The organism is Nocardia higoensis (assembly GCF_015477835.1).
Classification (GTDB): Bacteria; Actinomycetota; Actinomycetes; order Mycobacteriales; family Mycobacteriaceae; genus Nocardia; species Nocardia higoensis_A.
On the sequence record NZ_JADLQN010000004.1, the window covers coordinates 272246 to 296514 of the forward strand.

At 68.6% G+C, this 24269-nt stretch carries 22 protein-coding genes; 10 read left to right on the forward strand and 12 right to left on the reverse strand.

Annotated features, from left to right (window positions below):
* Positions 1-24 precede the first annotated feature (24 nt).
* On the reverse strand, positions 25-1461 hold the full coding sequence (gene glnA, locus IU449_RS21845) for a type I glutamate--ammonia ligase (RefSeq protein ID WP_195003972.1): 1437 nt from the start codon (positions 1459-1461) through the stop codon (positions 25-27).
* A 297-nt stretch (positions 1462-1758) separates the two neighbouring features.
* Between glnA and IU449_RS21850 the strand changes: the two genes are divergently transcribed.
* Positions 1759-2208 (forward strand): RDD family protein, encoded by a 450-nt coding sequence (locus IU449_RS21850; protein ID WP_195003973.1) that lies wholly within the window; start codon positions 1759-1761, stop codon positions 2206-2208.
* Between the two features lie 85 nt (positions 2209-2293).
* Here IU449_RS21850 and IU449_RS21855 read toward each other — a convergent pair whose 3' ends face one another.
* From IU449_RS21855 to IU449_RS21870, 4 genes are all read right to left on the reverse strand, one after another.
* Positions 2294-3040 carry a DUF4191 domain-containing protein gene (locus IU449_RS21855; protein ID WP_195003974.1) on the reverse strand — a complete coding sequence of 249 codons (747 nt, stop codon included), beginning with the start codon at positions 3038-3040 and terminating at the stop codon, positions 2294-2296.
* Positions 3041-3059: 19 nt separating this feature from the next.
* The gene (locus tag IU449_RS21860) at positions 3060-5240 is read right to left on the reverse strand and encodes an elongation factor G-like protein EF-G2 (RefSeq protein WP_195003975.1); all 2181 of its coding nucleotides are present in this window, start codon (positions 5238-5240) and stop codon (positions 3060-3062) included.
* A gap of 130 nt (positions 5241-5370) precedes the next feature.
* On the reverse strand, positions 5371-5820 hold the full coding sequence (locus IU449_RS21865; RefSeq protein ID WP_228805472.1) for a hypothetical protein: 450 nt from the start codon (positions 5818-5820) through the stop codon (positions 5371-5373).
* Positions 5821-6000: 180 nt separating this feature from the next.
* The gene (locus IU449_RS21870) at positions 6001-6255 is read right to left on the reverse strand and encodes a hypothetical protein (protein WP_195003976.1); all 255 of its coding nucleotides are present in this window, start codon (positions 6253-6255) and stop codon (positions 6001-6003) included.
* 210 nt (positions 6256-6465) lie between these two features.
* On the opposite strand from IU449_RS21870, the gene IU449_RS21875 reads away from it, so the two are divergent.
* Positions 6466-8349, forward strand: coding sequence for a hypothetical protein (locus IU449_RS21875; RefSeq protein WP_195003977.1), 1884 nt, complete (start codon positions 6466-6468; stop codon positions 8347-8349).
* 341 nt (positions 8350-8690) lie between these two features.
* Positions 8691-9449, forward strand: a complete 759-nt coding sequence (locus tag IU449_RS21880; protein WP_195003978.1) for an MHYT domain-containing protein — start codon at positions 8691-8693, stop codon at positions 9447-9449.
* Here IU449_RS21880 and IU449_RS21885 read toward each other — a convergent pair.
* On the reverse strand, positions 9409-10188 hold the full coding sequence (locus IU449_RS21885; RefSeq protein WP_195003979.1) for a PIG-L deacetylase family protein: 780 nt from the start codon (positions 10186-10188) through the stop codon (positions 9409-9411). The genes IU449_RS21880 and IU449_RS21885 overlap by 41 nt on opposite strands.
* A 104-nt stretch (positions 10189-10292) precedes the next feature.
* On the opposite strand from IU449_RS21885, the gene IU449_RS21890 reads away from it, so the two are divergent.
* The gene (locus IU449_RS21890) at positions 10293-11501 is read left to right on the forward strand and encodes an acyl-CoA dehydrogenase family protein (protein WP_228805473.1); all 1209 of its coding nucleotides are present in this window, start codon (positions 10293-10295) and stop codon (positions 11499-11501) included.
* A 112-nt stretch (positions 11502-11613) separates the two neighbouring features.
* On the opposite strand, the gene IU449_RS21895 is transcribed toward IU449_RS21890, so the two are convergent.
* Together IU449_RS21895 and IU449_RS21900 are read right to left on the reverse strand one after the other, a co-directional pair.
* Positions 11614-14466 (reverse strand): ATP-binding protein, encoded by a 2853-nt coding sequence (locus tag IU449_RS21895; RefSeq protein WP_195003980.1) that lies wholly within the window; start codon positions 14464-14466, stop codon positions 11614-11616.
* A gap of 255 nt (positions 14467-14721) precedes the next feature.
* Positions 14722-15357, reverse strand: a complete 636-nt coding sequence (locus IU449_RS21900; RefSeq protein ID WP_195003981.1) for a cysteine hydrolase family protein — start codon at positions 15355-15357, stop codon at positions 14722-14724.
* Between the two features lie 175 nt (positions 15358-15532).
* On the opposite strand from IU449_RS21900, the gene IU449_RS21905 reads away from it, so the two are divergent.
* Entirely contained in the window at positions 15533-16525 is a 993-nt protein-coding gene (locus IU449_RS21905; RefSeq protein ID WP_195003982.1) for a GlxA family transcriptional regulator, read from the forward strand.
* Between the two features lie 283 nt (positions 16526-16808).
* Here IU449_RS21905 and IU449_RS21910 read toward each other — a convergent pair whose 3' ends face one another.
* Positions 16809-17216 carry a nuclear transport factor 2 family protein gene (locus tag IU449_RS21910; RefSeq protein WP_195003983.1) on the reverse strand — a complete coding sequence of 136 codons (408 nt, stop codon included), beginning with the start codon at positions 17214-17216 and terminating at the stop codon, positions 16809-16811.
* A gap of 96 nt (positions 17217-17312) precedes the next feature.
* On the opposite strand from IU449_RS21910, the gene IU449_RS21915 reads away from it, so the two are divergent.
* Positions 17313-17957, forward strand: a complete 645-nt coding sequence (locus IU449_RS21915; protein WP_195003984.1) for a TetR/AcrR family transcriptional regulator — start codon at positions 17313-17315, stop codon at positions 17955-17957.
* Between the two features lie 13 nt (positions 17958-17970).
* Here the strand turns inward: IU449_RS21915 and IU449_RS21920 are convergent, their stop codons facing one another.
* Together IU449_RS21920 and IU449_RS21925 are read right to left on the reverse strand one after the other, a co-directional pair.
* Complete coding sequence (locus IU449_RS21920) at positions 17971-18339, reverse strand: hypothetical protein (protein WP_195003985.1); 369 nt, start codon at positions 18337-18339, stop codon at positions 17971-17973.
* Positions 18340-18631: 292 nt separating this feature from the next.
* A complete protein-coding gene (locus IU449_RS21925) occupies positions 18632-19426 on the reverse strand; it encodes an SDR family oxidoreductase (protein WP_195003986.1) in 795 nt (264 codons plus the stop codon).
* A 93-nt stretch (positions 19427-19519) separates the two neighbouring features.
* Here IU449_RS21925 and IU449_RS21930 point away from each other — a divergent pair, with 93 nt between their 5' ends.
* Together IU449_RS21930 and IU449_RS21935 are read left to right on the forward strand one after the other, a co-directional pair.
* Positions 19520-20104, forward strand: a complete 585-nt coding sequence (locus IU449_RS21930) for a TetR/AcrR family transcriptional regulator (protein ID WP_195003987.1) — start codon at positions 19520-19522, stop codon at positions 20102-20104.
* Positions 20105-20493: 389 nt separating this feature from the next.
* Positions 20494-20853: a hypothetical protein gene (locus IU449_RS21935; protein WP_195003988.1), complete on the forward strand. Its 360-nt coding sequence runs from the start codon at positions 20494-20496 to the stop codon at positions 20851-20853.
* Positions 20854-20950: 97 nt separating this feature from the next.
* Here the strand turns inward: IU449_RS21935 and IU449_RS21940 are convergent, their stop codons facing one another.
* Positions 20951-22798: a hypothetical protein gene (locus IU449_RS21940; protein WP_195003989.1), complete on the reverse strand. Its 1848-nt coding sequence runs from the start codon at positions 22796-22798 to the stop codon at positions 20951-20953.
* Positions 22799-23015: 217 nt separating this feature from the next.
* On the opposite strand from IU449_RS21940, the gene IU449_RS21945 reads away from it, so the two are divergent.
* Entirely contained in the window at positions 23016-23558 is a 543-nt protein-coding gene (locus IU449_RS21945; RefSeq protein ID WP_195003990.1) for a DUF3558 domain-containing protein, read from the forward strand.
* A gap of 21 nt (positions 23559-23579) precedes the next feature.
* A complete protein-coding gene (locus IU449_RS21950) occupies positions 23580-23984 on the forward strand; it encodes a hypothetical protein (RefSeq protein ID WP_195003991.1) in 405 nt (134 codons plus the stop codon).
* The last annotated feature ends 285 nt before the right edge of the window (positions 23985-24269 follow it).

The window sequence follows — 24269 nt, forward strand, 5'->3', positions numbered from 1 at the left end:
CAGGGGTGATCGCGCAGGTGGGGATTACACGTCGAAGTAGAGCTCGAACTCGTACGGGTGCGGACGCAGGTTGACCGGCGCGATTTCCTGGGTGCGCTTGATGTCGATCCAGGTCTCGATCAGGTCGGGGGTGAACACGTTGCCCTCGGTCAGGTAGTCGTGATCCTGCTCGAGGCGGTCGATGACCGAGGCCAGGCTGGTGGGGGCCTGCGGGATGTTCTTGGCCTCCTCCGGCGGGAGCTCGTAGAGGTCCTTGTCGACGGGGGCGTGCGGCTCGATCTTCTTCTTGATGCCGTCCAGGCCGGCCATCAGCATGGCGGCGAAGGCCAGGTACGGGTTGCCCGAGGAGTCCGGCGCGCGGAACTCGATGCGCTTGGCCTTCGGGTTGTTGCCGGTGATCGGGATGCGGACCGCGGCGGAGCGGTTGCGCTGCGAGTACACCAGGTTGATGGGGGCCTCGTAGCCCGGCACCAGACGGTGGTAGGAGTTCACGGTCGGGTTGGTGAACGCCAGCAGCGACGGCGCGTGGTGCAGGATGCCGCCGATGTAGTGGCGGGCGATGTCGGACAGGCCACCGTAGCCGGCCTCGTCGTGGAACAGCGGCTTGCCGTCCTTCCACAGCGACTGGTGGGCGTGCATGCCCGAGCCGTTGTCGCCGAAGAGCGGCTTCGGCATGAAGGTGACGGTCTTGCCTTCCTGCCACGCGGTGTTCTTCACGATGTACTTGAACAGCTGCAGGTCGTCGGCCGCGCCGAGCAGGGTGTTGAACTTGTAGTTGATCTCGGCCTGACCGGCGGTGCCGACCTCGTGGTGGCCGCGCTCGAGCTCGAAGCCCGCGTTCTGCAGGTTGGTCGAGATCTTGTCGCGCAGGTCGACGTAGTGGTCGTACGGCGCGACGGGGAAGTAACCACCCTTGTTGCGGACCTTGTAGCCGCGGTTGAGGGTGCCGTCCGGGTTGAACTCCGCGCCGGTGTTCCAGGAGCCCGAGATCGACTCGATCTCGTAGAAGGAGCCGTTCATGGCCGAGTCGTAGCGGATCGAGTCGAAGATGTAGAACTCCGCCTCGGCGCCGAAGTAGGCGGTGTCGGCGATGCCGGTCGAGCGCAGGTACTCCTCGGCCTTGCGCGCGATGTTGCGCGGGTCGCGGGAGTAGGCCTCACGGGTCAGCGGGTCGTGGACGAAGAAGTTCATGTTCAGCGTCTTGGCGGCCCGGAACGGGTCGACCCGCGCGGTGGAGAAGTCGGGGAGCAGGAGCATGTCCGACTCGTCGATCGACTGGAACCCACGGACAGAGGAACCGTCGAAGGCGAGGCCCTCTTCGGCGAGGTCGGCGGTGAAGGCCTTGGCGGGGATCGAGAAGTGCTGCTGCACACCAGGAAGATCGCTGAAGCGGATATCGACGTACTCGATGTCCTCTTCCTTCATGTACTGGATGACCTCATCGGCCGTGCTGAACGTCACTTGTTCTCCTTACGGATCGGTCCCAGCCAGTGTGGATTGCGTGGGTTCGACAGCAGACGCTAAGTACGCGGTGTTTCCCAGCAATCAAGGCTGTGTTTCGCCGGTGTTACACGTGCGGGGGTGGGTGTGAGGTCTCCCTCCCAGCACCGGATAGTTCTCCATCCTGCCACTGCCGGGTCTGCCGCCGCACAGCGGGCACCCGTGTGCAAACGGCCGGCACGCAGGATTGCCGGAGGATAGCCCGAGCAGGGCAGGCCGGGTACGGCGACGACCGTTGCCGCCGCCTATCCTGAGGTCATGGCACGTATCACCGGCTCCTGGCTCACCGGACCCGAGGCGGAAGGCGATCCGTCGGCTTCCGAGTACCCGGGCGAGCTGCTCGGTCTCCCGCGTGCGGGCGCCGGGTCGCTGGCCGGGATGGCGCGTCGCATCGCGGCGCTGTTCGTGGACTGGATGATCGCCGTCGGCATCACGGCGCTGATCGTGCAGGGCGTGAACGCGAACCTCACCCTGCTGATCTGGTTCGTGATCGGCGTGGCCTCGGTGACGCTGTTCGGCTTCACCCCCGGCCAGTACTTCCTGCGGCTGCGGGTCGCGCGCGTCGACGTGGCCGCACCGGTCGGGTTCGTCCGGGCACTGGCCAGGCAGGTGTTGCTCGTGTTCGTCATCCCCGCGCTGTTCACCGACGGCGACGGCCGCGGCATGCACGACCGCGCCACCGGAACCGCGCTGATCAACGCCCGCTGACCGCGACGCCCGCTGATCACAACGCCCGCTGACGCGAACAGCCCGGGGCGTGCCCGGGCTGTTCGATCGGTCTGGCGTCGGTCGGTCAGCGGCGGCGGATCGTGCGCTGCATACCCTTCATCTTCGCGCCCGCGGGCATCGGACCCTTCGGAAGTGCGGGGCCGGTGCGCTTGCTCAGCGCCGAGAGCCTGCCCTCGATGAGGTCCATGCGCTTGGCGTCGATGTTGGGGGGCAGCTTGGTGAGGCGCTTCTGCAGCTCCTTGAGCGGAACCTGGCCCTCCTCGTTGCCGATCACGAAGTCGTAGATCGGGGTGTCGCCGATGAGGCGGGCGGTGCGCTTCTTCTCCTGGGCGATGAGCGACTTGAGCCGCTGCGGCGACCCCTCGCCGATGAGGATCACACCCGGGCGGCCGATCACCCGATGCACCGCGTCCAGTTGGGTGGTGGCGGCGACGCCGTTGCTCACCCGCCATTTGCCCTGCAGGTTGTCGAGCACCCACGCGGCCGCGCCCGCCTGGCCCTCGGCCTTGGCGTAGACGCTGGCCTGCACACGGCGGCCGAAGATGATGAACGCCACCAGCACGCCGAGCAGCACGCCGATGGGCACCAGGAAGTACCAGTTGATGCCGAAGATCAGGCTGATCGCCAGGAACACCACGGTGATACCGACGAGCGCGCCGATCATCAGCGGCAGCAGGAGCTTGTCTTCCTTGCGCTGCATCTGGAACGCCTGCCAGAGCTGCTGACGACGCTCCTTCGACGCCTGCTTGCGTGCCGCCTTCGCCGCGGCCTTCGCTTCCTTCGACGGTTTACCGCCCTTACCTGCTGCCATGGCACTCAGGATAGTGGGCTCATGTCGGGGCCTCGTCGAGTACTGCCCGCGAGACCGGCGCGGGCATCGGCTCGTGTCGCAGATAGCCACGGTGGAACTCGCCGGTTCCGTGGGCGAGCGAACGCAGGTCGACGGCGTAACTGCGCAACTCCCGTTCGGGCACCTCGGCGTCCACCCGAGTGCGGCCCGAACCGTGCGGTGCGGTGCCCAGGACGCGCCCGCGCCGGCTCGACAGATCGCCGAGCACCGCGCCCAGATAATCGTCGGCAACCACGATCGACACCTCGTCGATCGGTTCGAGCAGCACCACCCCCGCCGCGGCCGCCGCCTCCCGCAGCGCCAACGCGGCCGCGGTCTGGAACGCGGCGTCGGAGGAATCCACCGAATGCGCCTTCCCGTCCACCAGTGTCACCCGCACATCCACCAGCGGATACCCCGCCACCACCCCGCGCGCGGCCTGGGCCCGCACGCCCTTCTCCACCGACCCGACGAACTGACGGGGCACCGCCCCGCCGACCACCGCGTCGACGAACTCGAGCCCCGACCCGGTCGGCAACGGCCTGACCTCGATCTCGCACACCGCGAACTGTCCATGCCCGCCGGACTGTTTGACATGCCTGCCGCGCGCCCGGGTGGGGCGCGCGAGCGTCTCGCGAAGCGCCAGCCGGTACTCCTCGATGTCGACCTGGACGCCGAAGCGGGTGCGCAGCCGTTCCAGCGCGACATCGCGATGCGCTTCGCCCAGGCACCACAGCACCAGTTGACCGGTGTCGCGATTGTGCTCGGCGCGCAAGGTCGGATCCTCGGCGGTGAGCCGGGCCAAACCCGTGGAGAGCCTGTCCTCGTCGGACTTGCCGTGCGCGCGCACGGCGACCGGCAGCAACGGCTCCGGCAGCGGCCAGGGCTCGATGAGCAGCGGGGCGCCGGTGGCCGAGAGGGTGTCGCCGGTCTCGGCGTGGGCGAGTTTGGTGACATAGGCGATGTCGCCCGCGATGGCCTGGGGCAGAGGGCGCTGCTGTTTGCCGAACGGGGCCGTCACCGCGCCGATCCGGTCGTCGGCGTCGTGATCGGGGTGCGCCGGGTCGCCGGGGGTGGCCAGTCCGTGCCCACGCACGTGCACGGTGTCGTCGGCGTGCAGGGTGCCGGAGAAGACCCGCACCAGCGAGACCCGTCCGACGTAGGCGTCCGAGGATGTGCGGATCACCTCCGCCGCCAGATCGGCCTCGGGGTCGCAGGTCAGCATTTGCGCGGCCGCGCCGTCGCCGCCGGGCGTCGCGGTGACCACATGTTCGGCCGGGGTGGGGAAGCCCCCCACGATCAACTCCAGCAGTTCCACGGTGCCCAGCCCGGTCCGGGCGCCTTCCGGGGCGGACGCGCCGATCAGCACCGGGTGGAATCCGGCCCGCGCCACCGCCCGTTCCAGATCGGCGGTCAGGGTGGCCGGATCGATGTCGGCGCCCTCGAGATAGCGCTCCATCAGGGACTCGTCCTCGCTGCCCGCGATCACGGCCTCGATCAACCGGCCGCGGCCCCGCGCGGCGCGGCCGGCCTGCTCCTCGGTCGGTTCCCGCGGTGCGGGCTCCCCGCCGGAGTAGTCGATCACCCGGTCCGACAGCAGGTCGATCAGCCCGGTGACCGGCCGGTGGCCGTCCGTGCCCGCAGGGCCGTGGACCGGAAGATTCAGCGGCAGAACGGATTCGGACGCGCCATCGCCCAGGAAGAGCGCGCAGGCGTGCACCATCTCGTCGAAGTCGGCCCGGGCGGCGTCCAGATGGGTGAGTACGATCGCGCGCGGGATGCCCGCCGCCTCGCACTCGTCCCACACCGCCCGCGTCGCGCCACCGACCCCGGTCGGGCCGTCGGCCGCCGAGATCACGAACAGCGCCGCGTCCGCCGCGCGCAGGCCCGCGCGCAGCTCACCGACGAAATCCGCGTAACCGGGGGTGTCGATGAGATTGATCTTCGTCTCGTGCCACCCCACCGGCACCACCGAGACCTGCACCGACCGGTGCTTGCGCTGCTCGATCTCGTCGTAGTCGGACAGGCTGGTGCCGTCCTCCACCCGCCCCGCGCGATTGAGCGCGCCGGTGGCCAGCGCCAGCGCCTCCACCAACGTCGTCTTGCCCGCTCCGCTGTGCCCGACCAACGCCACGTTCCGAATGCGCTCCGGTCGGTCAACGGTCATCACACCGTCGGCCATGTCACGCTTCCTCGCCTCGACATCGCGGTACTTCGAGCTTCCCACCATCGCCGCCGCAAGTCCACGGCCCCGGTGCGGTGGGCAGCCCGGATGCGCGTCCCGGTGTCCGGCGGGCGCGCCGAACACCGCCTCAGGCGGTGAGCCGCCCCGACCACATGCTCCAGCCGCGTCCCTTCGCGGCGCAGCCGAACGAGCCGTGGAAGCCGACGGCGCAACTGGCGCCTGCGTGCTCGATGGTCGGGCCCCACTGACCGTCGCCGGTCTTCACCTCCGACAGCGGCGGGTTGCCGCCGGGCAGGGTGTAGGGGGTGCCGGGGTCGAAGGTCGGATGGGCGGGCAGCCAGGGCACGTCGATCACGATCTCGCTCACCGGGAAGCCGAACGGCAGCTGCCCGTAGGTCAGCGGGGTAGGCGAGGGCAGGTCACATCCCACCGTGCCGTCGCCGAAGATCGCGCATTGCACCGAGCCCACCGAGAAGTGCTTCGTCCCCGGCTGGGCCTCGGCCGCTCCGGCGAAGAGGACGGGGATCGCGCACGCGGCCCCCACGATCCCCGCCGCCCGCCTGATGTTTCGCTTCATCCGAACTCCTCACCTGTGTGATGTCGAGAGCAGGTCGATGCCGAAAGCACGGTTGCTGTCGAACGTACGGTGAACGTCGGCGACCCGTGCCACGCAGACCGTCGTCGGGTGTGTCGAGCCGGCGGGCGAGTTCGTTTCGGTGGGGCGGCGCGCCGCACGCCTGTCCGGCGCGCCCGGCCCTCACTCGCAGCCGACGCCGTCGTTGTCGCGGTCCAGACCGTATTCGTCGGGGCCGATGACGGTCACGCGACCGGTGTAGACCGGACCGTTGCCGCTGCCGCCCGCGCAGTCGACGTCACTGGTGATCGGCAGGCACGGGGTGTAGGAGGGATGGCACTCGGCAGGCTCGGCGTCGGCCGAGGGGGAGGCGGGGGAGGTGAGAACGAAAGCCACGGCGGCCAGGGCGGATACGCCGAGTGAGAACGCGAAACGCATGGTGCTCCTATCCAAGATACAGCCGCGCAAGTGTGCCACGAGTTCGCTCGGTCGGCCAACGCGGCCGGGCGCGTCGCGGCCACGCTGTCCGCCGACCGCCTCATCGCCGCCAATACCACGCTGTTACAGTGCCTTTCGGCGAAACGGCGCCACCGCGACGGCCTACCGTGGAGTCCGTCGATAGTGGGACGGCGATGGAGGGCGGCCGCGATGCTGGTCATCGACGAGGCGAGGGTGCATACGGCGGGCGCGTATACCGAACAGCGGGTTCTCGACTGGATGCGCGCCTGGTCCGGTCAGTTCATCATCGTCGGCCTGGCGATCTCCGGCGCTCGCCTGGGCGCGCACGAGCACACCGATCTCGTCGTCCTGACGCCCCGCGCGACCATCGTGATGGATGTGAAGGGGACCGCTCCCGAGGCGAGGGAAGGCGTGCTCGCACTGCGCTCGGACGGTCGCTGGAAGCTTTCCGGCTATGACGGCGATCCGCTCGACGACGCCGAAAACCTCTCCGAAGAACGGCCTTTCGATCGGGTGTCGGACAGCATCTCCGCCTTGAGCGAAGCGGCGCGCGGCCATAATGCCGACGCTCGCGTCGAAGGTTTGGTGGTGATCGTGCCGCCCGGCGAATCCGACATCACGGTTCGGGTCGGCGCGGGCCGCCCGCGCTGCGGCGTGGTGGTCGCCGAGTCCGCCGCCGACCTGCGCGCGTGGTTCCACCGCACCGCGAACCGGGCGATCGTCTGGAGTGCGGAGGCCGCGCACGACCTGCTCACCGATCTCGGCGCGGGGGAGCGGGTGACGGTCGAAGACCTGCTGGCGGAGGGCTTTCCGTCCCGCGCCCGCCTGGACTACCTGGCGAGTCCCGACTACGCGGCCGCGGTGACAGCGGCACGCAGGCACACCGAACAACGCAAGCGGGCCGCCACCGAACCGGAGGGGGCCGACGGTGTGCGCGTCGGGGATCTGCGGGCAGGGGAGGAGATGGTGCCCGCGGCGTTCACGGTCGGCGTGCCGTCCGGCGCGTCCCGCGCCCACCTCGTCGTTCAGGATCGCGCCGCGGGCGAAGCCGAGGTTCTGCCGTCGCATGCGGGTATCGCCGATCGGGTCGATCCGCTGCCCGCGAGCCCCGCGCAGGAGGGCTTCGCCCCCGGCCTCATGACGTCCGGCCCTGTGCGCCGACAGGGTTCGTCTGCCGGATCGGCTTCTGTACCGAAATCCGGCTTCGCCGCTACCGGATCGGAGCCGCCCGCGGATTCCGAACCACCTGTGGGATTCGAACCGGCGTCGGCCGTCGAGCCGTCAGCGGGGTTCGAGTCGGCCGGGGGTTTCGAACCGGCACCGGCCATCGAGCAGTCGGCGGGGTACGAACCTGCCCCGGCCCTGGCTCTGGTGTCCCCGCTGCCCGGGGCCTCTACTGCGGCGCCGGAGTCCGCCTCCGCTCGTCCGCGAGGCGCGACGGTGACCGAACAGCAACTGCCCGAACCGGAAAGCGACTCCGCCTTCACCGACGACTGGTCCTCCTGGATCGGGCCGCAGCGTCTCCGATTCCGCCACACCGAGGTGCTGCGGCCCGCCTGGCTCGACGACTCCGGGTCCGTCGATCGGGGGCCCGTCGAACCCGGCCCGCGGCCCTCGGCGGCATTCGCGCCGCCGACTGTTCGCCCTGTCGGCGGACGTGAGGTCTGGCGGGGCGGGGGGCTCGGCGACGGACTCGGCGATGCCGCCCGGCGTGCGATGGGCACAGGCTCCGCGCGAGTGCGCGAGGCCGCCCGGCGCATGGTCGCGAACACACCTTCGCTCCCGCGTCCGAACACCCCGCGTCCTCAGCGGATCTCGGCGCAGCTGCGTGCGCCCGCCGTGCCCAACCCGCATCGCCGGCAGCAGATCGTGGCGCTGACGCTGATCGCCGCTCTCTTGAGCACCTTCTGGATTCTGGCTTCGGCCTGCTCGGCGCCGCATCGCAGCGCGGACGACACTCGTGGCCTCGGCTTCGCCGCCGTGGCCGAACGGACCTCCACATCGTGTTTTCCCGATTCCGGTCGCCCTTGTGCGGCGCAGTCCCTCGAATCTGGACTGCCGACCAATTACTGAGCGTGGTAGCTGAAACGCTCGAAGGGGCTTATGTCTCGAGTGTGCCGGACCCGGCTCGGCATCGGTGACGCTTCAATCTTCAATGTGCGGGGCGATTTTCTGAGTGGAAGGAAATCGGTCCTTGCTATTCGAAAATGTTAACGGTCGGTAGCCGCGTCTGCCCGTTTGCGTGGGGCTGAACGGCAATGACCAATACCCCGGCCGATGGTGATCTATATCACTATCGGCCGAGCTGAACCCTGTTGAGCTGGTGATCTCGGCCGGTTATGGTGCAGGCGCCGGTAATTCAATTGCTGGCGGATTGCTTGCTTTTTCGAATCGAAATTCAGGAGTTCCACCCGATGCACCACCAGGCCCACGACGTCCACCACTTCGAGATGGGCGCATGGTTGATGTGGCTCGCCTACATCGTTTCGGTCATCGGATCCTTCGTCGGTCTGGCCGCCGCCCGCCGGTCGCTCTCCGCGGGCACCGAAGGGCAGCGGCAGGGCTGGCTGGCGATGTCGGCCGTCGCCATCGGCGGTGTGGGGATCTGGCTCATGCATTTCATCGCCATGCTCGGTTTCGCCGTCCCCGGCGTCCCGTTGCGCTATGACATGACCTGGACCGCAGGCTCGGCGATCCTGGCCATCGTCGCCGTCTACATCGGCCTGAACGTCGTCGGCAAGTCGGTTGTCACCGCCCGCCTGCTCGCGGGCGGGTTCATCACCGGCCTGGCCGTGAACACGATGCACTACGCGGGCATGAGCGCCATCCGCTTCCAGGGCGAAATCCATTACGACGGAAGGCTCGTCGTGTTGTCGATACTCATCGCCGTGGTCGCGGCCACCGTGGCGCTGCTGTTCACCGTCATCCTCGACTCGCCCGTGCTGCGGCTGCTCGGCGGCCTGATCATGGGCATCGCCGTGGTCGGCATGCACTACACCGGTATGGCGGCGGTCAGCGTGACCGTGGATCAGGGCTTCGCCTCACCCGACGGCGTCGAGGTCTTCTCGTTCCTCTTCCCGGTGTTCGTCATGGGCCTGCTCGGCCTGGCCGTGCCGATCACGGTGCTGCTGATCAGCGACCCGGGGGAGCCGGAGACGGTTGCGGCGCACTAGGTTCGGCCACGACGGACGCGGCGGCGACGAAGCTCTCCTCGGCGACCATGTCGCGATACACCTGCTCGTCGAGGGCTGCCACGACCGCCGCCGTCTGGCTGGCCATCGCCCGCAACGCGGTGATCTTGCGGTCGAGCTCGTGCTCGCACACCACCATCCGCAACGACAACTCCTCCGGTCGCACACCCGCCGGGCGCCGCGGACTCATGTACATGTCCCATTCCTCGTAGAGCGGCATGAATCTGCGCAGCTTCTCGACGGTCGGCGCGGCATACAGCAGGCGCCCCCGGCATCCGGTCTCCTGCCAGGCGCGGGTCACCCAGCGGTGCACGGCGATGTGGTCGAGGTGGAAGGTCATGCCGTCCGGTCCGAAGGTGAGGATGGTGTCGGGACGCACCTCGTCGAGCAGTCGGCGCGCCCATTCCCGGCCCGCCGTGTCGTGCATGGGCAGTTCGCCGTCGGGCAGGTCGTAGACGTCGTGCTCGTCGACGCCGAGGATCGCCATCGCGGCCGCCGCCTCCCATCGCCGGACCCGCGCGAGCCGCGCCGGCGTCCAGACGACGGGATCCGAGGCTCCCAGCTCGCCCGCGGTAGCCGTCGCGCAGACGACGCGCTGCCCGTTGTCGCGTGCCGCGGCCATGATGCCCGCGGCCAGATAGGTTTCGTCGTCCGGATGAGCCCAGAGCGAGAGAATGGTGCCGAGTTCGCCGATGGTGTTCATGAGCTGCCTGTCGTTCATGAACTCACCGTGCCGCGCGCCGCTGTCACCGCCCTGTCGGCGGCCGAAGCGGCCCCGGCAGCCGGTGACAGTGTCCTGACAGCGGCGCCGCCGACGCTGATGCCATGACCAACAGCATGATCACCACCAGCACATCCGGCACGAACGGCGGCGGCGCCCGGGCCATCCCCACCGAACTGCTCGAAGGCTTCCGTGCCCGGGCGGCGGCCCACGATCGCGACAACACCTACTTCGACGAGGATCTCGCCGAACTGCGCGCCATCGGCTACCTCGCCGCCGCGGTCCCGGCCGAGCGCGGCGGCTGGGGACTGACCCTCGAGGAGCTGGCGCGCAGCCAGCGCCGCCTCGCCCGCTACGCCCCGGCCACCGCGCTGGCGATGACCATGCACTCCTACTGGATCGGCGTCGCCTCCGAAGTGGAGCGGGCGGGGGATCGGTCGCTGACGTGGATCCACCGCGAGGCCGTCGCGGGCGAGGTCATCGCCGCCGGGCACGCGGAGGCGGGCAACGACCTGCCGGTACTCATGTCGACCTGCCGCGCCCGCCGGGTCGACGGCGGCTATCTGCTCGACGGCGTCAAACAGTTCGGCTCCAACGGCCCGGTCTGGAAATGGTTGGGCGCGCACGCCATCGACGCCGACGCGCCCGGCGGCCCGCATATCGTGCACGCGTTCGTGGAGCGGACCAGCCCCGGCGTTCGGGTCGTCGACACCTGGGACACCCTCGGCATGCGGCCCACGCAGAGCCACGACACCGTCCTGTCCGATGTCTTCGTCCCCGACGAGCGCATCGGCTGCGTGGCCCCCGCCGGCGACGGCTCCCACCCGTTCCTGGTCGGCATGACGATGTGGCCGCTGTCGCTGATGGCCGCCGTGTATCTCGGAATCGCCGATCGCGCATTGGAATTGGCCTGCGAGTCGGCGCGGCGCAAGAAGTCGGTGGCCATCGAACGCGGCGCCTACGCCTACAACCCGTTCGTGCAACAGCAGGTCGCCTCGATGTATCTGGAACTCGACGCCGCGTCGGCGGTGCTGGAACGGTTCCTGCAGGATTGGATGTCCGGGGCCGACCACGGCGCGGAATGGGTCTCGAAGGTGTACTCGATGAAGTGGCGGGCCGTCGAGGCGGCGAAACGGGTGGTGGACATCGCGCTCGACGTGAACGGCGGTGCGGGGATGTTCCGCGGCAACGAGCTCGAGCGGCTGTATCGGGACGTGCGCTGCGGCGGGTTCCATCCGGCCAACGACGCGCTCACCCACGAGATGGTGGGCAAGGCGGCGCTGGGCATCCTCGGCGAACAGCCGCGCTGGTAGGCGGCCCGGCATCGGCGGGGGGAGTCCGCGGCACGGGCCGGCCGGTTACGCGGCCGGCCCTGTGGACCGTGTGCTACCGCGATGCGGGCTGGTGCACCGCCCTGGAAGGCGGTCAAGGGGTGGTGGACAGACAGTCCAGGACGTGACCGACCAAGCGTTCGTGGTCCAGGGTCTCACCTCGGCGGTGGGCGGCTTCGAACCGCTCGTCGCCGAGCGCCTGACGCAACCGGGTCGCGAGTTCGTCGAGCGCGATGTCGTCGGCGCCCGCGACGCGTTGCCCGGTCTCGGCCGCGCGGATCGCGCCTTCGAGCAGCGCGGCGTCCTCGTAGCGCGCCAGCCCTTCGAACAACAGCGCGACGGAGCGCAACATCACCCACTGCTTTGCCCACATGCCGACGCGACGCCAGTGCTCGACGAGCGGTTGATAGGCCTGTGTCGCTTCCCGGAGCCGGCCTGCCCGCACTTCCAGCGAGGCGCGCGAGGCGGTCGCCACCCCGGTCACCAGTGCGGCGTCGGTGAGTTCGGCGAGCCGAACGGCCCGGTCCAGCCGTTCCCGCGCGAGCGCCGGATCGCTGTCGAGTACCGCCTCGCCCGCGCAGTACCAGGCGTAGGCGGCATACGGTGAGGTGTCGTCCCCGAGGGCATCGGCCAATTCCGCGGCGCGCGAGGCGGTTCCGGCGTCTGCGACATAGCTGCGCACCATGATGTCGGTGCCGTGTGGAATCAGTCGGTAGATGTGGTCACCCACCACATCGGCTTCCTCGGCGGCCAGCCGATACCAGTGCGCCGCCGCGTCCAGATGCCCGGCGAACAGCTCGCACACCCCGTTGGCGCTGAACACTCGCGTGGGCACCGATTCCCCCGCCGCCCGGGCGATCCGCAACGCCGTGTCCGCGCGCTCCCCGGCCAGGCGCACATCACCGACCATCCACGCGCCGTACGCCGTCGCCGCCCACAGCGTGGCAGGCAGCGAGCCCGGCTCCGCCGGCAGCACAGCGATCACCTGCTCCGCCCAGCCCAGCACATCCGGGCGCAGCCGTAGCAGCCCGTAGTCGAACAACGCCGCCACCAGCCGGCCCGCGGCGTCCGCCCGGTCGTGGCCGAGCAACCACTCGAGCGCTCGCTGCAACTCCCCGACGGCCTCGTCGATCTCACGGATCGCCGAGCTGCCCGGCAGCGCCAGCCTGTCGTGCGCCCGTTCGGCCCAGGCGAGCATGTGCGCGGCGTGCCGTCCGGCCACCGTCTCCCACTGGTTCCCGGCGGCCAACTGCTCTCGTCCGAACGCCCGCAACGTCTCGAGCAACACGTACCGCCGACCGGGGTATCGCATGACCAGCGACCGCTCCGACAGCTGCCCCAGCAGATCGGCCGCCACCGGACGCGACACCCCGCACACCGCAGCGGCGCCGTCGGTCTCGAACGGTCCGCCGAAGATCGACAGTGCCGAGAACGCCCGCCTGAGTGGTTCGTCCAGCAGCGTGAACGACCACGCCACCGCCGCCGACAACGACCCGTGCCGCTCCGAAGTGCGGTATCCGTTCGACAGGAAATCGAAGCGCTGGTCCAGACCCGCCGCGATCTCGTCGAGGTCGTGCGAGAACATCCGCGCCGCGGCCAATTCGATCGCCAGCGGCAGCCCGTCCAGCCGGGCCACGATCGCCGCGATCCGCGCTCGCGCCGCGGGATCGGTGACCGGCTCGGCCGACACCGCCCGCGCCCGCTCCACGAACAGCCGCACCCCCGCCGCATCCGAACTGTCGAAGGCCAGCGGCGGAATGTGCCGCACGAACTCACCCGGCGCGCGCAGCCGTTCCCGGCTCGTCGTCACGATCCGCACCCCGGGACAGCGGCCCGTCAACCGCTCCACGAGTGCGGCCACCGGCTCCAGCACGTGTTCGCAGTTGTCGAGCAACAGCACCAGCGCACCGTCGCGCACGACGCCGGTGATCCGGTCGACGATCGGCACGCCCGGTGTGCTGTCGATCCGCAACGCCGCCGCGATCGCCTCGCCCGCACCCGCCGCCTCGACCCGCCCCAGCTCGCACAGCACCACCGGTCCCGACTCGGTCAGCCGATGCCCCAATTCCAGCAACAGCCGGGTCTTGCCCACCCCGCCCGGCCCCACCAGCGTCAGCAACCGGCATTCCGCGGCCAGCGCCGCCAGCTCGGTCAACAGCTGTTCCCGCCCCACCAGCGAGGTCGGCGGCATCGGCAGCAGGCTCTGCGGCGCCCACTCGCCCGGCTCACCGGAGTCCAGAATGCGCCGATGCCGGGCCGCCAGCTCCGGCGACGGGTCCACCGCCAGCTCGTCGGCCAGCAGGCGACGGAACTCGTCGTAGACGCGCAGGGCGTCGGCATGGCGGCCGGTCGCCACCAGGGCGTCCATGAGCAGCGCGCGGGGGCGTTCGCGCAACGGATATTCGTCCACCAGCGCGCGTACCTGGGCGGCCAGGCCGTCGGTGTCCTGTGCCGCCAGCCTGCGCTCGGCGACGAATTCCCGGGCGCGCGTGCGGAGTTCGTCGAAGTAGACGGCCTCCGCACGCGCCGCGTCGTAGTCCTCGAGTTCGGGGTAGGCCGGTCCCCGCCAGCGATCGAGGATGTCGCCGACGCGGCTCGCGCCGGAATCCCCGGGCTCGGCCAGCGCGGCGGCGAGCACATCGGCATCGACGTCGACCCGCGCCGGGTCGAGGCGGTAACCCTCCGGCGCACGCACGATCAACCCCGGCAGCGATCGCCGCAACCGCGCCACATGATTGTGCAAGGCGGCGACGGGATCGTTCGGCCCATCGGTCGGCCACAGCAGCTCGATCACCGCGTCGATGGTGACCGTCTTCCCGCGGCGCAGGGTCAACAGCGCGAGCAGCCGCCGGGGGAGCGCGCCGCCGGGTGTGATCTCGGCGCCCTCCGGCGTCCGGACCCGAAGCGGACCGAGAACGTCGATCCGGAACCGACCAGGTTGCTCCACCGCTACACCAATCCGGGGGGTGTGCTGAATGACCGGACCAGTGTATCCCGGTGCGCCGCAGCGCCTCGTGGGTCCGATCAGGACCGGTCGTGCGGTCGGTGGTGGCCGCGCCTGCGGGGGCCTCGGTCATTCGGTGCGAGTGTGCGGCAGCCAGCACGTGTGCGTGGATCCGCCGGGCCACGGCGGATCCACTCGGCGCGTCCTTCCACCGGCGCGGGAGTTCGCCTTCGGGTGATGGCCGTCGCCGACAGCAATTCAGACAGTCGCCGCAGTGCGTCCGTTCATCGCGGACACGACGATGTTGCTCTTGCGCAGAGCCTCGCCGGAGCGCAGCGCCAGGACCCATTCGGCGGTGGTGGCGACTGCCGCCCAATTCGACTGCAGCAGAACCATCAGGGTGGTGTGCAGATCTCGGGCCGACACCCGGCCCGCTTCGTTCGCCAGGTCGACGGCGCCGGTGGCATCGGACAGGACCTCGGCCGCGAAGCCGAGACCTTCGGCTTCGGCCGCGGTCGCCAGATCGCAGTTGTTGGTCATGAAGCCGACAATGGTGACGGTGTCGACATTCCGTGCGCGCAACCATTCGGCGAGGTCGGTGCCGGCGAACGCGCTGCTGTACTGCTTGGGCAACAGCTTGGTGCCGGGGGTGATCCGCTTGCCGATCTCGGGGTGCAGTGTCCACCCGACGGTGCCTTCGGCGAAGACCGGCGCGCCCTCGGGCGAGTGGTGCTGAACGATGACGACGGGAATCTCCGCGGCGACGGCGGTGTCGATCGCCTCGACGATCTTGGCGAGCGACTGTTCCTTCACGGGGTACCGGATTTCCAGCGGTCCCGCGAAGTACTCCTGCTGGACATCGACGACGACAAGGGCACGGCGTGCTGCGGTCATGAGAGCGACTCCTCCGAAATCGATCGTGGTCTCCACCCGCTGCTCGGGTGGTCGTGTTCGATTCTTCGCGCGCCGGCCTCTCACGGTGAGTGGCACAAAGGCATAGTTACGATGAGATCGGGCCAATCCTGGTTCCGGCACCGGAGCAGGATGCCGACCGGCTGAGGAGGACGGAATGCGGATCGCTGTCTACGCTTTCGACGGCGTCACGATGTTCCATCTCGCCGCGCCGTTGATGGTGTTCGGCGAGGTGACCCGCCTCGGTCTCGCTCCGGATTGGCAGACCAGGCTCTGGGCGGAGCGCGGCGGCGGCATCCGTACGGCCGAGGGATACGTCCTGGGCGAGGTCGGCGGCCCGGACACCGCGGAGTGGGCCGATATCGTGGTCGTCCCGTCGTGGCCGATGCCGCCCACGCCCATCGGCGAGACCTTGAAGACCGCCTTGATCGCCGCGCACGGGCGCGGCGCGGTGATCGTGGGACTGTGCCTGGGCGCGTTTCCCATCGCCGACGCGGGCCTGCTCGACGGACGCGCGGCAGTCACCCACTGGGCGGTGATGCCGCTGCTCGCCCAGCGCCGCCCCGAATCCCGAGTCGACTCATCTGTTCTCTACATCGACCACGGCGACGTGCTGACCTCGGCAGGCACCGCGGCGGCCATCGACGCCTGCCTGCACCTGGTCCGCAAGCACCTCGGCGCCGCGGCCGCGACCCGGGTGGCGCGCAGCCTCGTCGTCGCACCCCACCGCGAAGGCGGCCAAGCCCAGTACATCGAACGACCTCTCGCCCGGCCCGCCACCGACGACGCCATCGGGAAGGTGCTGGACTGGGCTCTCGCGCGTCTCGGCGACCGGCTGACCGTCGACATCATGGCCCAGCGTGCCCGGATGAGCCGACGCAGCTTCGTCCGGCACTTCCAGCGCGCCACCGGCACGACACCGGCGCGCTGGATCCTGGAGCGGCGCTTGGACGAGGCGCGGGCGCTGCTGGAGACGACGGACTGGGGTGTGGACGCCATCGCGTCGGCCTGCGGTTTCGGCAGCCCGGTCACCTTCCGCCAGAATTTCGTCGCCGCCTACGGCACCACCCCGACCGCATACCGACGGCACTTCGCCACCGAACCCGACGGGTCAGCGGGACGATCCCCAGTCCAGCCGGCGGTCGGATAGCGAAGCAGGATTCTCGGTTCGGCAACAGTGCATGCGCTTCGGCGGGGACAATCGAACATCTCGCGAAACTTCTCGATCACCGCCAACGTATCGGAAGTGAATGGACCAGGCCGCCCTGAACCGCCGCCGCGAGACGGTGATGGAAGCCGCGCGCATATTCGCCGCCGGCCTCGGTCGGTAGCGGTTCAAGGGCCGTGCGGATGCCCAACGAGCGGCGATACCTGGCCGAGATCGGGAAGGTCCACGCGGCGGTGCGCCCGAAGACCTCTTCGGCTCGACGCCGCTAGGTCGGCCGATGCTGGTTGTCGGTGGACGCGGTTCGGGTGAGCATGTGTGCTTCCCGCATCCGCCCGTCGGACGTGAACTGGCCGAAGAAGCAGACCTCGATCGCGAATTCTCTGCCGCGCTGGCTGACGTGCATGGTGTATCGGGCGGCGATCCGGTCGTTGTCGGCGATGGCCTCGTGGACGTCGATGTGGCTGGTGGGGCGGTTCTTTCGGATCGGTCTGGTGTGCGCGATCAGTTTGTCGCGGTCCATCCGGTGCCCATCGGCGACCTGCACGATGTCGGGGGTGTGGAACCGGTCCACGACGACTGCCGCGTCTTCGTCGTCGGCCAGAAGATGTTCGTTGAAGGAGGTGAAGAAGTCGGCGATGAATTCCGCGGGGTCGGTGCCGGTGAAGGTGGGCATGACTCTCCAGATGTGCGAGATCGGATCAACTCTTACGAGCTGTAAGATATAAGCCGATGAATTCCTTGACAAGATGTAAGAGGTATTGGGGGGCCGATGGCTCGTAAGCAGCGCGCTGACGCCCGCCGCAGCCGGGTGGCCATCCTCGACGCGGCCGCGCGCATCCTGAACGAACAACCCGAGGCCGGCGTCGAGACCATCGCCGCGGGGGCGGGAGTGACCCGCCAGACGGTGTACGCGCACTTCCCCTCTCGCGAGCGGCTGCTGCTGGCGGTCCTGGACAGGCTCACCGAGCTGACCGCTGCCGCGATGGACGCCGCGGAACCGGACGAGGGCCCGGCGGCCGAGGCGTTGCTGCGGGTATTCGATGCGGCCGCAAAGGCATCCGGCCGCTACCCGGTCCTGCTGCAACGGATCAACGCGTTGCCGATCGCCGCGCGTGAGGACCAGGCTCGGCACGCGCCGATCGCGGACCGAATCGGGCGGGTGATCCGGCGAGGACAGGACACGGGCGAATTCGACAGCCGGCTCCCCGTCGACTGGCTGGTCGTCGCCGCGATCCACCTCGCCCACGCCGCAAGCGATGAGCGCGGCCGCGGCCGAATGACAGACTCCGATGCCGAGCATGCGTTCACCACCAGCCTGATGCGCATTCTGGCCCCGGCCGCCGCGGAGGTGGTCGACTTCCGAGGTTCCTCCGCGAAGCGGACCGAAGTCGACCCACCCCGCGCGTCAGGCTGATCAAGTCCGTGGGCTACCGCGAGTCGACCTGACCGTAGCTCTTGATCTTCTCCACGGGGTACCCGGCTACGACTGTGACCGCCAGGCCGTAGACCGCGAGCAGGACAAGGGCCGGTGTGGGCAACTGCCGTTCGGCGTCGGCGAGGATGTAGGCGAGGTAGCCGAATGGGGGCAGGCACAGGACGGCTGCCACGCCGGCGAACCGGAAGACCATCCTGTTGAGCTGCTTGCGGCGGTCGGGGTCGGTCAGCACATGATCGGGAAGGTCTTCTCCGTAACCTTCCGACCTGCTCGTCGCCATACCGCGATAGCCTTTCGCCGCCATGTAGCAGCAGGCCAGGAAGATCATCGCGAAGATCAGCGCCATCGTCAGCGGGCGCACACCTACCCCCGTTCTTGCCGGGATGTCATGCCATTCTACAGAAGTCGCTCGAACACACCCGTGTAGCCGAACCGGCAGCCCTTCGCCGACGAGCCCGACAGGCGAGTGGCGAACAGCGACTCGACGGGATCAGCTCGGTGAGCGCGCCCAGCGCGTGCGACGACGAGGAGCCGTCGCGCGCCGCTGCCCGAGGATGGTCAGGTGAGTGAAAAGAAGGAGGGTGTGTCCCTCGAGGTTCCTGGCGCCCTACTCCCATTCCTCGTGCTCGAGAGCGAGTGTGTCGATGAGCCTTTCAGGCGAGGGATTCGCCGCCGTCGACAGTGATGACCTGACCCGTGACGTAGTTGTTGGACATGAGGAACAGGGCCGTGGCGGCGGCCTCTTCGGCCGTGCCGTATCGGCCCAGCGGGGTGGTCGATCCGGCCTCGGCGATCGCGTCGTCGGAATCCAGCCCGGGTTGCGAGCGCAGGAGTGGGGTGTCGATCCGGCCGAAGCGGACGGCGTTCACACGCATCCGCGCGGGGGCGAGTTCCACGGCGAGCGCTGCGGTGAGGGTCTCCACGGCGCCGATCACCGACACCAGAGCGCTGATTCCGGGAACGGGCCGGGCCACGAGGATCCCGGAGGTGAAGGTGAGCGAGCCGCCGGGCGGAAGGTGGCTCGCCGCCGTGCGCGCGATGAGGAAAGCCGCCTGCAGACGGGATTCGAAAGGTGCGCGGATGTCGTCGGCCGACAGCCCGGACAAGGGACCGATCCCGCTCATGTCGCCGGCGGTGACCAGCACGTGGTCGACGCGGCCCGCCCTGTCGAACACTTCGGTGAGGGTCTGTTCGTCTCCGCCGTCTCCCGCGACGCCCAGCACCGCATCACTCTCGCCGTCGGCCGGATTCACCGCGCGAACACGGTCGAGGGCGGCCTCGAGCCGGTCGGGGTCGCGGCCGACCAGCACGACCCGAGCGCCGATCGAACGCAGCAGAGTGCCCGCCGCCAGCCCGATTCCGGAGCTGCCACCGATGAGGACGACGGTCGCGCCGGCGAGTGTGCCCGGCAGTGGTGAACGGACGGGGATCGCGGTCGCAGTGCTCATGGGAGGGCCTTCCGTAAATTAAACCATCGAGTTGTTTTACTGTGATCCTGCCCCGTCGCCGAGGTGGAGTCAACCGAATGGTTTAATTTGCTCATGGCCTACGACGCGGAGGACACCAGACGCCGGATCTTCGATGCCGCCACTGCCGAGTTCGCTCAGCACGGTCTCGCAGGCGCCAGGGTCGACCGCATCGCGACGGCCGCCAGGGCGAACAAGCAGGCCATCTACCTGTATTACGGGAACAAGGAGAAGCTCTTCGGCGCCATCCTGCGGGCGAAGATGGAGGACATCAGCGTCTCCCTCCCCATCGATCCCGATGCGGTCGCCGAATCGGTCGGCCAGATCTTCGACTGGCACCGCGAACATCCGGAGCTGGTCAGACTGCTGCTGTGGGAGGCGCTGGAGGCCCGCGACGACCCGGACGAGTGCGAACGGGAACGCCGTGACGGTTTCCGCGAGAAGGTTCTCCGGTTCGCCGGCGCGGAGACGGAATCCGCGTCCATCCGCGCCACTCAGGACCTGCTGTTCACCATCATGGGCCTGGTCATCTGGAACTTCGCGGTACCGAAGATGTGCCGGATAGCTCTGGACGAGGAAACCGACCAGGCCGCCCTGGACCGCCGCCGCGAGACGGTGATGGAAGCCGCGCGCATACTCGCCGCGGGCCTCGGCCGGTAGCGTGCTCCGCTCGTGCGGACGCACGCGAGCAGCGAAACCCGCAGTGACAATCCCGCCTCTCCGCTATCGGAATCGCCTTGGCTGCGCAGGTCTTCGTTCTCGCTGTCAGCAGGCGACACGGCCCACCGGCAAGTCACCGCTCGGTTCGAGTTTCGTCCGACAAGCGCTCCGCGCAGCGCGGTGGGCCCCGATCCGGAACCGGCGTAGCAACTTTCAATCCGGCGCCGCGGCAGTCCTCGACACGACCGAAGCGTCCCGCCGACGCGGAATATGCGTGACAGGTATCACAATCGTGTCAGTTCGAAATGGCAGTGTTTCGACTTCGGGTCTGCCTAGTGTGAGGCAGCCAGCCCACTGGTGCACATCTGTTCTGCCTCGAGGGGATATACATGAAACGACTTCTCACCACCGGTCTCATCGCCGTCGCCACCGCCGCTGTCGCGGCGGCCCCGGCCCAGGCTCAGGGCTTGACTCTGGTCGACAGTCCGAGCACCGGTAGCACCGAGGTGGTCCCCGACTGCTGGAACGGGCCTATGGTTCAGTTCAACGGCACCGGCTCGTCCGGCTTGGATCTCGGTGCGCAGTTCGGCGCGGAGGTGGCGCTCAGGTTGCTCTCGCTCGTCTCTCCCGGGGCGAACACCGGCAGCGGCCAGGACGCCGCAGTCGACGGCCCCTGCGATGACCCGAACGAACGAGACAGGGTGACGCAGTTCTTGACCTACCTGAATTCTGGCTCCGCGCACCGCTGATCGCCACTTCTCGCCGAGCTGGTCGGGATGCCGGAGGTGGCCGACTTCGGTCCATGTTGTGAAACGGACCGAAGCTGGCCCATCGGCGCGCCACGGCTCATTCGTATCGCGAGCCGTTCCAGCGCAGGATCTTCTTGGTGATCGTCCCGCCCGCGCAGTCGGGTTCACAGTCGTTGCTCGATGCCTCGATCGCATACCGACCGTCGTCGCCCGGGCCGATCAGTTCGGCGTAGTAATAGGCGTGCGTGGTGCTCTGGTAGTTGAGGCCGTCCGGGTCGTTCCAACCGATATCCGCGTAGCCGCCGGCGACCGGGACGAGCGTGATCACCCCGTTGTAGCGTCCGGGGTTGTAGGTGATGAACACGTTGTTCGTCGAATCGGTGGCCGGATCGGCGAAGTCCAGTTCATCACCGTAGATCGAGACCTTCTGGACCAGCAGTTTCGACCCTCTCCTGTCGACGACGGCGATACATCCCTCGCCTGCGCCGGACAGCCGGCCCAGGCCGACGGTGACCTCACCGAGGTTCGGGTGGCGGACGGTGCGTCGCACGTCGATCTCTCTACACAGCGAGGCCAATCCGGCTTGTGCGCCGACCGCCGTGAACAGGGCGATCTCGTATGCGCCGGAGCCGAGAGCGAGGGCGGACAAGGTGTCACCGATGACAATGGTCGCTTCCGCCACCGCGAGGAGCGGCAGTAGCCGGAACCGCAGTTCGCCGATCTTGCCGGTGATGGCGTGGTTGCGCTGGAGGGCATTCCACGCCTCGTCGGAGAGGTGCCCGCTGATCTCGCCGATGATGTCGGGCGCACTCTGGATGGCGCAGCCCGCGATCCGGGCGACGGCCGCGGCGAGCGCCCCGGCATCCGAGGCGGTGACCGCGGAGTTCACGCCTTCGCCGAAGCACACACCCATGATTCCCAGCTCTATCGCGGTGAGCGCGGTCGGGTCGTCGAAGTGCTCCGCGAGCGCGTTCCAGATGAGGCCGTAGGCGACCGAGGAGGTGGACACCCTGGTCGTGATCTTGGAGGCGGGTTGCGCCGAGAGCGATCGTTCGGTGAATCCGATGTCGAGCCCGGTGCCCGGCGGCAGCACCCATGTCCGCGAACGCTCGGAGGACGGGACACCGAAAGCCTCGGTCGTGGCCGTGAGGAATTCCGCGACGAAGGCACTCGGCAGGCCGGAAAACGCTTCCGCATAAGCCCATTTCGGTGTGACCGGTGCGGTGACGATCATCGCCACACCCCGATTGTTGCGGATCTTGACCACCGCGGTCTCGCGGTCGTTCGGGTCGGCTCCGGTGCAGACCAGCATCGGAGCGTCCCTCCCTTCCAGGAATGCGGCCTCCTCCAGCCAGGCCGGTCGCGGTTGGGTCTCGCAGGACGGCGCGTTCGTGCGGAGACCGGCGGCGGAGGTGAGGACGTGGTTCGCCTCGGTGGCGAACACCTCCCACCAGCTCAGGTGCGGAATCTCGGCGGTGGCGGTGCGGCGGTCCGCATCGAGGCTGGCCGCGACGACCGTGGACGGCGCGGGCGAATCGTCGGTGCCGCTAGGGCGTCCGACGAAGAAGATCTCGACGCCGTTGGGGACCGGATCGGCGGTGCGGTAGGTGAATTCGAGCGGCGTCGACGGCTGGCCCGACGACAGCGTCAGATCGGCACGACTGATCGCGGGGGCGCCATCCTGATCCGGGGCCGCCTGCACGGCGAATGTCGCTCCGGCCGGTGCCGCCCCGGCGGGAACCGTGACCGTCCACGACTCGGACACAGCGATTTCGGTGTCCTCGACCGCGCGCACCGGCACGACCTGTTCCTTGATGGGCGGTCCCGCCGTCGGTAACGCACCGCCTCCGGTGCCGTCGTCCAGAAGCGCGCATCCGGGTACCAGGCAGGCGAGCGCGAGGAAGATCGCCGACCAGGCCGGCACACCGGGGTGAGTACGGCGCATGGAAACCTCCCGGTCACACAGCACTTCGATCCTCCCGACACTATCGAGGAATCGGCGCAGCCGACGGCCTGTGCGTGTCGGTCGAACGGATGAATTCGGCCGAGCGGACGAAGTACTCGCTCGAGGCGTTCACGCGACCTATCGACGGGCTGCCGGAACCGGAGCGTGCTGCGTAGCGTCCGATATCGTGGACGGGCAGTCGGAATCAGGGAGGGACATGCGCGCCATCATCGCCGCACGCACTGTGATCGCGGGGGTAGCCGTTCTCGGGCTGGTCACCGGGTGCTCGGATGTCGGTCTGGGCTCCGAGCCCGGTACGCCTACGGCGGCTGAGCCGGAGATGGACAATCTGCTCGATCCATGTACAGATATCCCGGATGAGTGGCTGATCGAGACTGGTCTGGACCCATCGACTGAGCGCAATGTCGTCAACCCGGACAAGATCTCGTCCTGGCGTATCTGCGGTTGGAAGCCCACCGCGGCCAATTACCGGATGGATCTGCTGTCCACCAGTAAGACTATCGAAGACGCGCGTGCAAACCCGAACCTCACAATCCTCCGTGAAATCACCATCGGTGATCGGGCGGGCATCGTGAGCAAGGACGACTTCGAAGGCGCAAGATCCTGCTACATAAGTCTGCCCGCCGAGCAGGGCATGTTCGAGATCGCTGTCGACTGGTTCGGTGACCGACCCGCCGAGGCGCAATGTGACCTCGCGATCAAGCACGCCACCGATCTCGAACCTCACCTACCGAAATAGCTGTACGTCGCAGGGGACACCATGACCGATAGTGCGCAGACTCAACTCCGTACCTGGCAGAACTTCAAAGAACAAGGCATCAACGGGGAGTTCAAGCTCGAGAACGACATCGGTGAGGCTCTGGTCAAGCGCTGCAACGTGCTTCTAGGTAACTTGCAGGATCTCAGGACGGACGCCGCGCTATTGTCGCGCCTCGCCGGGTACGGCGGTCTCCCTTCTGCTGATGCCCTGAGGAAGAAGTTCGAGCAGAAGGCAACTGGTGGGGCGCCACACGATCCTAACGACAACGCAATCGCCCGCATCGACCAGCACATCGAGATCGTCACCACCATGCGCGACGCGTACCTGGCGGCTATAGGGAAACTCGTGCAGGTCGACCAGGAGACCGGCCAGACCTTGACGAGCCAGGGCGACCAGCTCAACTGATCCGCCACGATCACGGACTTCTTCGCGCGGACCTCGCCCTGCAGTCGTACTTCCCCTGCGAAGTGTGGTCGATGTCGACCTCGACCCGCATCCCCTCGGCGATGGTCGTGATGTCCTCGCCACGCACAGCGGATAGGTGGAACCACACGAGCACCCCTCGCCGGTCTCGATGACCCCTGTGCCATTGCGCGGCGTCCACCGCTGAATGGTCCCTGCGACCACGCGCGCCTCCTGTGTCCATGGACCGACAGCACCCCTGATCTACCGGCCTCGACCGGCGCGCCA

Excerpts from the sequence above, each read along its gene's own strand:
- IU449_RS21900 (WP_195003981.1), bottom strand. The coding sequence starts at position 15,357 with ATGACCGCAGCACGCCGTGCCCTTGTCGTCGTCGATGTCCAGCAGGAG.
- IU449_RS21930 (WP_195003987.1), top strand. The coding sequence starts at position 19,520 with ATGGCCTACGACGCGGAGGACACCAGACGCCGGATCTTCGATGCCGCC.
- IU449_RS21855 (WP_195003974.1), bottom strand. The coding sequence starts at position 3,040 with ATGGCAGCAGGTAAGGGCGGTAAACCGTCGAAGGAAGCGAAGGCCGCG.
- IU449_RS21890 (WP_228805473.1), top strand. The coding sequence starts at position 10,293 with ATGACCAACAGCATGATCACCACCAGCACATCCGGCACGAACGGCGGC.
- IU449_RS21875 (WP_195003977.1), top strand. The coding sequence starts at position 6,466 with ATGCTGGTCATCGACGAGGCGAGGGTGCATACGGCGGGCGCGTATACC.
- IU449_RS21860 (WP_195003975.1), bottom strand. The coding sequence starts at position 5,240 with ATGGCCGACGGTGTGATGACCGTTGACCGACCGGAGCGCATTCGGAAC.
- IU449_RS21950 (WP_195003991.1), top strand. The coding sequence starts at position 23,580 with ATGACCGATAGTGCGCAGACTCAACTCCGTACCTGGCAGAACTTCAAA.
- IU449_RS21885 (WP_195003979.1), bottom strand. The coding sequence starts at position 10,188 with ATGAACGACAGGCAGCTCATGAACACCATCGGCGAACTCGGCACCATT.
- IU449_RS21925 (WP_195003986.1), bottom strand. The coding sequence starts at position 19,426 with ATGAGCACTGCGACCGCGATCCCCGTCCGTTCACCACTGCCGGGCACA.
- IU449_RS21865 (WP_228805472.1), bottom strand. The coding sequence starts at position 5,820 with ATGAAGCGAAACATCAGGCGGGCGGCGGGGATCGTGGGGGCCGCGTGC.
- IU449_RS21940 (WP_195003989.1), bottom strand. The coding sequence starts at position 22,798 with ATGCGCCGTACTCACCCCGGTGTGCCGGCCTGGTCGGCGATCTTCCTC.
- IU449_RS21910 (WP_195003983.1), bottom strand. The coding sequence starts at position 17,216 with ATGCCCACCTTCACCGGCACCGACCCCGCGGAATTCATCGCCGACTTC.
- IU449_RS21905 (WP_195003982.1), top strand. The coding sequence starts at position 15,533 with ATGCGGATCGCTGTCTACGCTTTCGACGGCGTCACGATGTTCCATCTC.
- IU449_RS21880 (WP_195003978.1), top strand. The coding sequence starts at position 8,691 with ATGCACCACCAGGCCCACGACGTCCACCACTTCGAGATGGGCGCATGG.
- IU449_RS21945 (WP_195003990.1), top strand. The coding sequence starts at position 23,016 with ATGCGCGCCATCATCGCCGCACGCACTGTGATCGCGGGGGTAGCCGTT.
- IU449_RS21870 (WP_195003976.1), bottom strand. The coding sequence starts at position 6,255 with ATGCGTTTCGCGTTCTCACTCGGCGTATCCGCCCTGGCCGCCGTGGCT.
- IU449_RS21935 (WP_195003988.1), top strand. The coding sequence starts at position 20,494 with ATGAAACGACTTCTCACCACCGGTCTCATCGCCGTCGCCACCGCCGCT.
- IU449_RS21915 (WP_195003984.1), top strand. The coding sequence starts at position 17,313 with ATGGCTCGTAAGCAGCGCGCTGACGCCCGCCGCAGCCGGGTGGCCATC.
- IU449_RS21850 (WP_195003973.1), top strand. The coding sequence starts at position 1,759 with ATGGCACGTATCACCGGCTCCTGGCTCACCGGACCCGAGGCGGAAGGC.